This is a genomic window from Parashewanella spongiae (assembly GCF_004358345.1).
GTDB lineage: Bacteria > Pseudomonadota > Gammaproteobacteria > Enterobacterales > Shewanellaceae > Parashewanella > Parashewanella spongiae.
This window is the reverse complement of sequence record NZ_CP037952.1, coordinates 472,296-484,261: the sequence shown is the minus strand read 5'-3', so window position 1 is coordinate 484,261 and position 11,966 is coordinate 472,296. Positions and strand designations below refer to the sequence as shown.

The window sequence follows — 11,966 nt, the reverse complement described above, 5'->3', positions numbered from 1 at the left end:
TTTATAAAAGTCACTGGATACCAGCCTTCGCTGGCATGACAAAGATTGGTACTTTCTAAATCGCTAGATCCCTAACCCAAGGTTATCCCAACTGTTGAGAAATTTTTTAGCTCTTGGCTAAATGGATCGGCAAACAGTAGGCTATGTGCGTGTAATTGTAACGGGTTAATGAATGTCTCTGGTTTTTCGTCTTGTAAATGAGGGTAAAATTTATCATTTAATATTGGAAAACCTAAGCTTGCCATGTGGACTCGCAGTTGATGCGTTTTTCCGGTTATTGGTTCAAGTTCAAATAAACCGTAATCTTCGAATACATCAATCAATTTAATCTCAGAATGGGAGTTAGCTTCTCCATCGATGACTTTCATTAAAAAAGACGGGTTACCCTTTACCAATCGATTTTTCACTGTCCAATGTAATTCACCTTGTTGCAAAAACTGCTGCTTAATTTCAGCAGGAATTCTCGCTTTGGCTAGATATTGCTTCTTAATGGCGTTATTCATGAATAAATTATGATACATACCACGCACATCAACGGATTTAGTGAATAGCATGATGCCAGCTGTATCTTTATCAAGACGGTGTGCAGGGGTGATTGTATCAATGCCTGAGGATATTCTTAAGCGATGAACAAGACATTCATTTACGTATTTTCCACTTGGAGTGACGGGGAGAAAATGTGGTTTAAACACGACGATGATGCGCTTGTCTTCATAAAGAACTTGTTCTTGAAACGGAACTTTTATTTCTTGGGCCACTTCTCGGTAGTAATAGACACGTTTAAGGGGTTGGCAAAGAGTGTCATGACTAATTTTTTCACCACATTGCCAGTGGACTTTGCCATTTTGTATTCGCGCAAACCATTCTTGTTTTGCAATTCGCGGAAATTTCGTAGTGAGAAATTGGATTACAGTCAGTGAAGCATCAGCATGCTTGGGGATCAGAATGTTAGAGGGTTGAGCGGCTCTGGCAGATAAATTCATGAAAAGAGACATCAATAGTGAGATGTCATAATCATAGCGTTTCAGTGAGCTTTAAGTCCAATGATAGGGGATATTGTTGAAACGGGAATAGTTTTGTTAAAATCATTGAAAATTAATTGGAGAGTGTGTGCAATGTCAATATATGTAGTGGGTCATAAGATCCCAGATTCAGATTCAATTTGTGGAGCAATTGCTCTGGCCTACTTAAAAAACCAGATTGATGAACCTGCTATAGCGGCACGTTTAGGTGAGCCTTCACCAGAAACGCAATTCATTTTGGATAAATTTGGCTTTGAAGCGCCAGAGCTTAAATTGAGTTATGCTGGTGAAGAGGTATACATTGTTGATCATTCGGAATTAACTCAAGCACCAGATGATATTGCAGAAGCGACTATTGTCGGTATTGTAGATCACCATAAGCTTGGAGACTTAACCACTTCAACGCCACTTGAGTGTTGGATCCGCCCTGTGGGTTGCAGCAATACCGTCATCAAGATGATGTATGATTTTTATAATGTAGAAATACCAAAAGATATCGCCGGCATTATGTTATGCGCTATTTTGAGCGATACTGTGATATTTAAGTCTCCAACGTGCACTACTGCCGATATTCGTTGTGTCGAAGCCTTGGCTGAAATTGCCAACATAGAAGATTTTAAAGCATTGGGCATGGAAATGTTTAACATGAAATCTGATGTGAGCGGTACGTCGGCACGCGATCTTGTCATGCGTGACTTTAAAGATTTCAATATGAACGGTAACTTGATCGGTATTGGACAGTTAGAAGTTGTCGATTTATCGGTATTTGATGACATAAAAGCAGACTTAGAAGCGGATATTGCGGCACTCAAAAAAGAAGGTAACCGTCACACAGTGATGTTGTTGTTAACGGACATCATGAAAGAAGGCTCTGAATTGTTGATAGTGAGTGATGATGCCAAGTTAAGTGAAAACGCCTATAAAATATCGTCTGAAAATGGTCGTGCTTGGTTACCCGGTGTATTGAGCCGCAAGAAACAAGTTGTGCCGCCATTGCAAGCCGTCTTCGCGTAACTTCTTTTATCCAAATAAAAAGCCCTATCTTGATGTAGGGCTTTAATCCTAGAGAAATCAGCTGGTGGCGCTCTTAAACGCAGAGAAAATTTTCGATAGCTCAGTAATTTTTTCTGCGTATATGAACGCTCCCAACCGATTTATTTAGGTTAAACGATACCTCGCCCCTTTAGGGCGGGGTGATTCATTTGACGTCAAAAGAAACAATTACAAGCTGTAATACAGTTCAAACTCAACTGGGTGAGTTGTACGGCTTACTTTTTCAGCTTCTTCAGTCTTCAATGCAATGTAAGATTCAATGTAATCTTCGCTGAAAACACCGCCTTTGGTTAAAAAGTCAGTGTCTTGCTTTAAGTGTGCAAGTGCATCCTCTAAAGATGTTGCTACTTGAGGAATGTCAGCCGCCACTTCTGCTGGCAAGTCGTATAGATCTTGATCCATCGCATCGCCAGGATGAATTTTATTTTGAATCCCATCAAGGCCAGCCATTAACAAAGCAGAGAAGGCTAAATAAGGATTCGCATGTGGATCTGGGAAGCGAGTTTCAATTCGACGAGCTTTTGGGCTTGGTACTACAGGAATACGAATTGATGCGCTACGGTTACGAGCAGAATATGCCAGCATCACAGGTGCTTCAAAATGAGGAACCAAACGCTTGTATGAGTTGGTGCTTGGGTTGGTAAAGGCATTCAATGCTTTAGCATGTTTGATGATGCCGCCAATGTAATATAAAGCCATTTCACTTAAGCCAGCATACTGCTCGCCAGAAAATAGGTTTACACCGTCTTTCGCCAATGACTGATGTACGTGCATACCACTACCATTGTCACCCACAATTGGCTTAGGCATAAAAGTCGCCGTTTTTCCGTATGCGTGTGCAGTATTGTGCACAACATACTTTAAAATCTGAATTTCGTCCGCTTTAGTCGTTAAGGTATTAAAGCGCGTTGCAATTTCATTTTGACCTGCTGTTGCTACTTCATGGTGATGGGCTTCGACAACTTGACCCATTTCTTCAAGAAGTAAACACATCGCACTGCGAAGATCTTGTGATGAGTCGACAGGCGCCACTGGGAAATAACCACCTTTCACCATTGGACGGTGGCCTGTATTGCCATCTTCGTAAGACTTTGCTGAATTCCATGCAGCTTCTTCAGCATCAATTTTGAAAAAGTTACCTGACATGTCATTACCGAAGCGTACATCGTCAAATACAAAAAATTCTGGTTCTGGGCCAATTAAAACCGTATCAGCGATGCCTGTGGCACGCAAATAATCTTCAGCACGTTTCGCGATAGAACGTGGGTCGCGATCGTAACCTTGCATTGTCGCTGGCTCTAAAATGTCACAACGGATGAGTGCCGTTGTTTCTTCAGTAAATGGATCAAGAACAAAAGTAGTAGGATCTGGCATTAATACCATGTCAGATTCGTTAATGCCTTTCCAACCCGCAATGGATGAACCATCAAACATTTTACCGTCTTCAAAGAAGTCTTCGTCTACCTGATGAGATGGAATCGATACGTGTTGCTCTTTACCTTTGGTGTCGGTAAAACGTAAATCAACAAATTTTACTTCATGGTCTTCAAGTTGCTTAAGCACTGCTTCAACTGACATTCTGTTTTCTCCGGTAGGATAGAGTTCTTTGCATTAATTGTTATTAACATGCATTTTTACAACACTGAATTTTAGCACGTTTGGTCATCTTCATGTGTTAAGCGAAACTTATGCCACTTTTGTAACCAACTAAAATAAAAAGATAAATATGATTACTATTAAATGTGAAACTCTGTTTTTGCACCTGAAGCGTGCTTAGTTGCACAGTTATGGTGCAAGGTTTTGTAGGTTTTACTGGAAAATAATTGAACTGAACAAAAAATAATCCTGTGCCTAAGGAGTCAGCTAGAGTAGAATACACCGCTTTTTTAAGGTAACGATCCTCGTTGCTTAGTTTTTATACGGCTCGATCAATTGAAATAATTGTCAGCTAATATAAGAACATGTGTATTTTATTTGATGGTATGAGGCTTATTCAGTGCTAGAAAAATTACGTAACATCGCCATTATCGCTCACGTTGACCATGGCAAAACGACTTTGGTTGATAAATTGTTGGCGCAATCAGGGACCCTTGAAACTCGAGGTGAAGCCGCTGAACGGGTGATGGACTCAAACGATCTTGAAAAAGAACGTGGAATCACAATTCTGGCAAAAAACACGGCCATCAAGTGGAATGACTACCGTATTAATATCGTAGATACTCCTGGCCATGCTGACTTCGGTGGTGAAGTTGAGCGTGTCCTATCTATGGTTGACTCTGTTTTACTCTTAGTTGACGCCGTTGATGGTCCAATGCCACAAACGCGTTTTGTGACTAAGAAAGCCTTTGCGCAAGGTCTTAAGCCAATTGTTGTTATCAACAAAATTGACCGCCCTGGTGCTCGTCCTGATTGGGTTATGGATCAAGTCTTCGATTTGTTCGATAACTTGGGTGCCACCGATGAGCAATTAGATTTCCCTGTTGTCTATGCTTCTGCATTGAACGGTTTCGCAACCTTAGATCCAGATGTAGAAAGCGAAGACATGACACCATTGTTCGATACTATCGTCGATAAAGTAGCTTACCCTGATGCTGACGCTGAAGGTGAGTTCCAAATGCAGATCTCTCAACTTGATTACAACTCTTATGTTGGTGTAATTGGTGTTGGCCGTATCAAACGTGGTAGCGTGAAAGTTAATCAACAAGTAACGGTTGTTGGCGCTGATGGCCAAACTCGTAACGGTAAAGTGGGACAAGTATTAGGTTACATGGGCTTAGATCGTCACGAAGTGAGCAGTGCAGACGCTGGTGATATCGTTGCTATTACAGGTCTTGGTGAGCTTAAAATTTCAGATACAATTTGTGCTGTAGGTGCGGCTGAAGCATTGCCACCACTGAGTGTTGATGAACCAACGCTCACCATGACTTTCCAAGTAAACACCTCTCCGTTTGCAGGTAAAGAAGGTAAGTACGTTACTTCACGTAATATTCTTGAGCGTCTAGAGCAAGAGCTTGTTCATAACGTAGCATTACGTGTTGAAGAAACGGATAGCCCAGATCGTTTTAAAGTATCTGGTCGTGGTGAGTTACACCTTTCAATCTTGATTGAAAACATGCGTCGGGAAGGTTATGAATTAGCCGTTTCTCGTCCAGAAGTTATCGTCAGAGAAATTGATGGTGTAAAGAGTGAGCCATTTGAAACTGTCACTGTTGACGTTGAAGAAGATCACCAAGGTAGCGTGATTGAAAAGCTTGGAACTCGTAAGGCTGACATGCGTGACATGCAACCAGATGGTAAAGGCCGCGTTCGTATCGACTTTATCATTCCAAGTCGTGGCTTGATTGGTTTTCAAACTGAATTTTTAACAGCAACTTCAGGTACTGGTTTAATTTACCATACTTTTGATCATTATGGTCCAGTAAAAGAAGGTGATATCGGTCAACGTAGTAATGGTGTATTGATTTCAAATGCAACGGGTAAAGCTTTGACGTTTGCGCTATTTGGCTTGCAGGATCGTGGTCGTCTCTTTATTGGTCACGCGACTGAAGTTTATGAAGGTCAAGTAATTGGTATTCATGCTCGCTCAAATGACTTAACAGTAAACTGTTTGAAAGGTAAGCAGCTGACTAACATGCGTGCCTCAGGTACGGATGAAGCACAGGTTCTGACTCCACCTATCTTGCTCACTCTTGAACAAGCGTTAGAGTTCATCGATGATGATGAATTGGTTGAAGTAACACCTAAGAGCATTCGTGTTCGTAAGAGACACTTGACTGAGAATGATCGCAAACGTGCTTCACGCGGTTAATTCAATTTAGCTTTAATTTAAGCTAGCGTGACTAAATCCCACTGTAGTAATACTGTGGGATTTTTTATGGGTATTATGTGGCAGATCAACCGCACGAGTGAGTAATATATAAACCTAAATAAATTTGTTGAACCTGACATTGAGTACACCTATTAAAAAACCAAAATTAATGAATGGTTACTCATTTTTGTGTTGTAAAAATGTTCATATCGGTTAATTTTAAGTAAAAAATAGATAAAAAGTTATTTCTTATTTAGCCTTAACCACATAACTATTCCGTGTGCGCAATGTCAGTTGAACGCACAATTTAACTTTAATCTATTGAAGTTAAATACAAAATCAAACAACCCGAATTCATCCATCAGGTGAGTGCTGAACATTCATATACTTGCCAAAATCACCGCTAGCTGCGTTATAAATTTTGCAAGTAGAAACGAAGTAACGACAGTTTTGGATGTCGGTAGTCTAGTTCCTTTGCTTTTTTCTATAAAAAATCACTGGATACCAGCCTGCGCTGGTATGACAAAGATTGGTACTTTCTAAATCGCTAGATCCCTAAAGTCTACGTTTTTCTCTCGAAAAAAATTCATTCGTTTACCCTGTATTATGTGGTTATTTAAGTTTGTAATTTGTCATATGGCACAGGATGTTTAAATTCACCGGTTTCTTGAGCTGTTTTAAATGCCTTTTCTAATCGATATAAGTGGCCTCTTATTCCCTCGTTGTCATCTAGCAGTGCTTTAGCCCTAAGATAAGCTTTCTTATATTTGTCCTTTGCTGTCGCTAATTCAGCTCGTAACTTTGATTCTTTAGTTGAAAAATTCATTGTCAATTCTGTTTGCTGTGTTTCTAATGCTAAATTTTTAGCTTCTAACTCAGCAAGTTTTTCTATGAGTTGTTGGTTTCGACTTTTCGAATGATTGATCGCTAGGTTAAGTTCTGCTCGTGTTTTTTTGTGTTGAGCGATTTGTAGTTTAGCTTGTTCAAGATCCTGTAACATAGTAATTTTTGCTTGATGAGCCTCGACTAAGTATTGGGGATTGGAGAAAAACTTATCATATGCCACTTCCACCTCTTTATAGGAACGTTTGTCTGGTTTCGGTAGTTCAGTGAAGCGTGATTTCTGTGCCTCTGAAATTCTTGTAACAGGCATTCCTGCTTTTTTGAGTGATGGTATGGCTTTATTTGTGACTTTGAATTCAGGAGTTAGCAATCCTGTGGAAGGTGCAACGTCAATTTCAACTTCGTCAATGCTAGCAGGTATGCTCACCGCTTTACTTATTGATGAGGCATTAATAGTTTTCAATTCATGAGCTTCATTCTTGCAAGTCTTTGAAGGTATTTCTAGAATCGCGAGGGTGCTACTTTGCATCTGTAAATTGAATTCTGCTTGCTCGAGTGAGTGCTGCACATCAACAAATTTTTGGTGTCGAGAAACTACCGAATTAGATAACAGCGAAATGATCTGATTTTGATCCACCTTTAAGCACAATAAGTTGTATGGAGTAATCCCCTCTCCATTTTCTAGTGTTAATATCTTCTCTAATGCAATAGCAAAAAGGTACGCTCTCATTGAATTGTTTCCATTAAATAAGCCTAAATGTAGAGGAGTGTGTTCACCACTATTGTCTAACTTATAAAGTGAAGATCCATTTAAAGCCACAACTTCTGGTTTTTCATAGTTAATGAGCAGTTGCAACAACTCTAAATGTGATTGGAATGCGGCAATATGCATTAAACTAAATCCGTTTCTGCAATAAGGGTCATTATTGGCTCCGTACTCGAGCAGGGTCGTTACGGCTTTGATACTTCCCCTTTTACACGCCAATTCGATGGCTGATTGATTTGATGCATTTGGCTCATCAATAAATTTAAAATGAAACTTATGACCATAGACTTTAGGGATAAGTTTTCCTCGCTCGAGGATACTAATTAATACACTTTGATCCCACATTTGCTCAATAGCTGTGTGCATGTCTTCTGGTTCAACAGGGCAAGAAGGGATACTGAGTAAGGTTTTTAATAAATCGAATTGCCGTGCATGCTTTAGCGTCTGTTTTAAATTTTTTGAGGTACTAAATGGAAGATAACTATTCGCACCAGCTTGAACAAGAGTAATGATGAACTCATGATCTTGCTCTTTCCAAGCTAATTCTAGTGCGGTTTGTCCATTAATTGTTTCATTAATATTGAATGCTTCGTCAAGAAATCTAATTGAAGCCAGTTGCAAATGTGCCTCTATGCAAGATAGCTCACATTTTAATTTTCTTAGGGTGATAATCACGCCAATGGTTATCGGTCTATGTTGTTGCAAGTGAATCATAAAAGATTCAAAAGAACTGTTTTTAATAAGAGATTGGATTAAGGTGTTGCCTTGGCTAAATGGTGTCATGATATCGGCACCATGAGCAATGAGAGCAACAATGAGCTCTAAATCTTTCTTTTCCCATGCAAGTTCGAGCAAGGTTTTACCATCTATTTTGGTTTCAAGATTCAGAGTAGGCTTAAGTGCTTTGGCTTTTATGATCGCTTGGTTTAAGTTGTCGAGCCCATAACTAAAAAGTACAAACGTATGTAAGTCAGAGCATTCGATTGGAGTATCTTGGTAAGTTAATAGCTGTTTTAACGCTTTATGGTTCTGTGTTTCTAATAAAATTTGTTTTAAATTTTTACCTTCGCTAAAAGGTTGTTGCAGATCCGCCCCAGCTGATATCAACTCATACACTATGCCGTTTTGTCTTCGTTCCCAAGCGAGTTCTAATAATGTTTTACCATCGAACTTTTGATTAATAGCAGTACGGTAAGAGGAGACGACTTTTTTTATATTCATTAATGCGTGCTTAAAACACTCTATCCCCCAATTAAAATCAATGATCGTTCTCAAATCATGACTTGTGAGTCGAGTGTCTCGATAATTGAATAAGGCTAGTAGTCTTTTAATTTGTTTCTTTTCTAGTAAAATTTGTCTGAGGTTTAACCCGTTGCTAAAAGGTGTTTCTAAATCTACTCCTACCGTGATCAGTTCATAAATGAAATTGTCGTTATTACGTTCATAAGCATATTCAAGAAGTGGTTTTCCACAGATAGGAAGATTAACTTTTGCGAGAAATGAATTATCACATTTGTTTGCTCGAGCAACGGATATATTAAAGAATTCCTGCTCCCAACCTAGCTCAATAACGTACTTTAAGTCTTCGCATTCGATACGTGCATTGGGTTGATTCAAAATGATTTTAAGCAAGTCATGTTGGTTAGTTTCGAACAACAATTGTTTTAAGTTTTTTTCACAGCTAAAAGATAATGATGTATCAGCACCTACAGCGACAAGGGCCAAAATTATCCCATGATTTTGACTTGACCAAGCTAATTCAAGAGCTGAAATACCATCGATTTTTGTCTCCAATTCATACCCTTCTATTTCACCCTTAGTTGCTTCATCAGGGAGTTCTGTAAGTACTTTATAAATATAGTCAGGTGCAGCCGCTGTTTTTATAAGAGTGTGTAAATAGCTTTGTCTAATAGATAACGGTTGGGAGTGAAAAGTTTTAAATCGCTCTAACTCTGTATCATTAATTTGACCAGCACTCAAATGGGTAGTAGGTAAACTATCATCACTACTGGATGAGCTATATCTTCGTGATGACCGACTTGATGTGGATTTTGAACTGGATGGACGAAGAAGTGAAACTTTGAAACTCTTCTTCAATGATCGTCTTTTTGAATGAGTAAAGTTAGGAACTTGATTGTCGGCGTCTAAGGTCGTGTCTTTTGCGCCATGATAAAGTAGTGCGCTAATAGCACCTTGCACTTTCTTTTCTCTAGCTAATTGTAATGCGGTTTTTCCATCAATTATCTCATCAAAATCTGGACTGGATTCTTCATTGCCTTTCACAATGCCAATCATAAATTGAATAAAATTTAGATCACAGTTCATTTTCAATAAAACATGTATGTCGGTGACTTCACAGACGGAGCGACTATCTTTTAAAATAACCTTTAGAATTTCTAGCTGATTGTGTTTTGCTGCAACGTGTTTCGCTTTTTGATGGTTGACGTTGGTTGCCGTAACATCAGCATGATTAGCGAGTAATACTTTTACGAGTCCAAGGTTACCTTTTTCACAAGCTAAAATTAGGGCTGTTTTTCCGGAAAATAACTCATCAATTGACGCTTTGCATGTGTCCATCATACGAATTATCACGGATTCTATTTGTGTTACATCGTAATTTAAGTTAATCAAACAGTGTAAATCGCTTACGCTAACTTTCATGCTATGATCAAGCGCGACTCGTCTTGCATGATTGAGTTGATTTGTATAACTATCCAATGCTTCTTTTGGCGTTGTAAATTTATTCGTTTCAAGGGCAGGTGTTGAAGTTATTTTATAATGAGTAGTTTTTGATGCATGTTTTGTGACTGCGCCATCTGGTGGATTATTGTGTCCAGTTGAGTGAAAATCTGTTACCGAACTAGGGAGTGATTTGGTGGTATTCGTTTTGGCTGTAGCCATATAAGATTCTGATCCGACTTTAATCTCATTTTCGACGTCTTGTGGTTTAACATTAGCCTCATCACTTTCATAATCAGTAGAAATTTTTTGTTCCTTTGAAACTGTCGGTGGTGTTATTGAGATTACAGCCATAGTATGAAACCTCTATATGCATGATACAGATAACGATTCCAACCTAACATGAAAAAAAATATATTTAAGCGGTCTAACCATTAGATTTAAAAATTATTATATATAGCTTGTTATTTAGAGGGATATTTATGATTAGTAATCAGCTCGTTAAAATGTTTATTTAGTAATGATTAATTTATTGTTAATTATCATTAAGTATATAATTTTTTGTTTTTTGTATAAGTTTTATTAATGATTTGATATTGCTTTTGAATGAGTTTTAAAGTTTATAAAAAATGATGAATAATCTTCTTTATGAATATTAGAGTGCTCATCATGTTTTTAATCAAAGAGGATAATAGAATGAAAGTGGATAACTATAAGTTTATTATATACATTTCTCTTTTATTTAGCTGCGGCGCCAATTCCAATATTAGTACGCCTCAGATTAATACGCTTCAGGATATCGGGGAGGGTTTATTCAGTGATAATAATGGGCATACCGAACAATTTATTTGCCCAGCTGGTGGAGAGCCATTAGTTATATACTCAACTCCAGCCTATAATAACGAACCTATTTCCTCTAAATCGACAATTGTACCTATTTATGTAAAACCTGGTTTTACGGCATCACCCATTAAAATATCAATTTCTCAACAAAGTGAAAAAAAATCTCTTAAATATTTATACATCAAGTCTAGGGTACCAGCTGACTCATTTTTAGATTTTGATCTAACCAAAGAAGATGACTCTAGCTTTTGGCTGAATAGTGTTCAATTTCCAGTGATCCATATTGACTCTCGACTGGCGAAAAAAAAGCAAAAATACGTCAGTTTGGCGTTTGTTCAACTGGATAATGAGGAAATAGGCCCTGAAAAAGAAATTCCAGTACGAAACTACCCGTTTGATGCTGATTTTCGAATAAATATTTTCAGAAACGTTCATAAAATATCGGGGTCGTTCACTGGATGGGATCAGTCTGCTTCGTGGGATACGGCATGGAAACCATTGTATGAAGACATACCTTTTACTTTTACTTCAATAAAATCCACAGATGATCCTAGTTATTACAATGGATATGGACTTTGGGTGTGTGGTAATGACGCAGAACAACTGGTCAACACTATAAGTAACAACATTGCTGTCACAATGGATGCGAAGTAATGCCATATCCGTGAGGTTTGAATTTGAACTTTATCGTGGCCATAGTTTTCCTCTGCTTTAGAGGAAATCTTGAATGTGTATACTTCTTACCACCTGAATATCTTGATAAAAACTAATTGAACCTGCCATAAAAATTACATCTCATACTGACCGATCGCATATTTTATAGATACAACATTCTCTATATTTGAATCTGTACAGTTATTATTCAGTTAATACATTGTAAAATTCAGCTCAGTTAAACTTTCAATCTGAATAAATCGGTTGGGAGCGTTCATATACGCAGAAAAAATTTCTG

At 38.3% G+C, this 11,966-nt stretch carries 6 protein-coding genes; 3 read left to right on the top strand and 3 right to left on the bottom strand.

Annotated features, from left to right (window positions below):
* Positions 1 to 71: 71 nt before the first annotated feature.
* The gene (locus tag E2I05_RS01665) at positions 72 to 983 is read right to left on the bottom strand and encodes a pseudouridine synthase (protein ID WP_121851828.1); all 912 of its coding nucleotides are present in this window, start codon (positions 981 to 983) and stop codon (positions 72 to 74) included.
* A gap of 132 nt (positions 984 to 1,115) precedes the next feature.
* Between E2I05_RS01665 and E2I05_RS01660 the strand changes: the two genes are divergently transcribed.
* Positions 1,116 to 2,036: a manganese-dependent inorganic pyrophosphatase gene (locus E2I05_RS01660; protein WP_121851827.1), complete on the top strand. Its 921-nt coding sequence runs from the start codon at positions 1,116 to 1,118 to the stop codon at positions 2,034 to 2,036.
* A gap of 207 nt (positions 2,037 to 2,243) precedes the next feature.
* On the opposite strand, the gene glnA is transcribed toward E2I05_RS01660, so the two are convergent.
* Complete coding sequence (glnA, locus tag E2I05_RS01655) at positions 2,244 to 3,653, bottom strand: glutamate--ammonia ligase (RefSeq protein ID WP_121851826.1); 1,410 nt, start codon at positions 3,651 to 3,653, stop codon at positions 2,244 to 2,246.
* Between the two features lie 418 nt (positions 3,654 to 4,071).
* Between glnA and typA the strand changes: the two genes are divergently transcribed.
* Positions 4,072 to 5,883, top strand: coding sequence for a translational GTPase TypA (gene typA / locus E2I05_RS01650; RefSeq protein ID WP_121851825.1), 1,812 nt, complete (start codon positions 4,072 to 4,074; stop codon positions 5,881 to 5,883).
* A 616-nt stretch (positions 5,884 to 6,499) separates the two neighbouring features.
* On the opposite strand, the gene E2I05_RS01645 is transcribed toward typA, so the two are convergent.
* Positions 6,500 to 10,525 (bottom strand): ankyrin repeat domain-containing protein, encoded by a 4,026-nt coding sequence (locus E2I05_RS01645; protein ID WP_121851824.1) that lies wholly within the window; start codon positions 10,523 to 10,525, stop codon positions 6,500 to 6,502.
* Positions 10,526 to 10,840: 315 nt separating this feature from the next.
* Here E2I05_RS01645 and E2I05_RS01640 point away from each other — a divergent pair, with 315 nt between their 5' ends.
* The gene (locus tag E2I05_RS01640) at positions 10,841 to 11,668 is read left to right on the top strand and encodes a hypothetical protein (RefSeq protein WP_145964460.1); all 828 of its coding nucleotides are present in this window, start codon (positions 10,841 to 10,843) and stop codon (positions 11,666 to 11,668) included.
* Positions 11,669 to 11,966 lie beyond the last annotated feature (298 nt).

What these genes read in the sequence shown, in the direction of transcription:
- E2I05_RS01665 (WP_121851828.1), bottom strand. Translation starts at nt 983, where the DNA reads ATGAATTTATCTGCCAGAGCCGCTCAACCCTCTAACATTCTGATCCCC.
- glnA (WP_121851826.1), bottom strand. Translation starts at nt 3,653, where the DNA reads ATGTCAGTTGAAGCAGTGCTTAAGCAACTTGAAGACCATGAAGTAAAA.
- E2I05_RS01640 (WP_145964460.1), top strand. Translation starts at nt 10,841, where the DNA reads ATGTTTTTAATCAAAGAGGATAATAGAATGAAAGTGGATAACTATAAG.
- E2I05_RS01660 (WP_121851827.1), top strand. Translation starts at nt 1,116, where the DNA reads ATGTCAATATATGTAGTGGGTCATAAGATCCCAGATTCAGATTCAATT.
- E2I05_RS01645 (WP_121851824.1), bottom strand. Translation starts at nt 10,525, where the DNA reads ATGGCTGTAATCTCAATAACACCACCGACAGTTTCAAAGGAACAAAAA.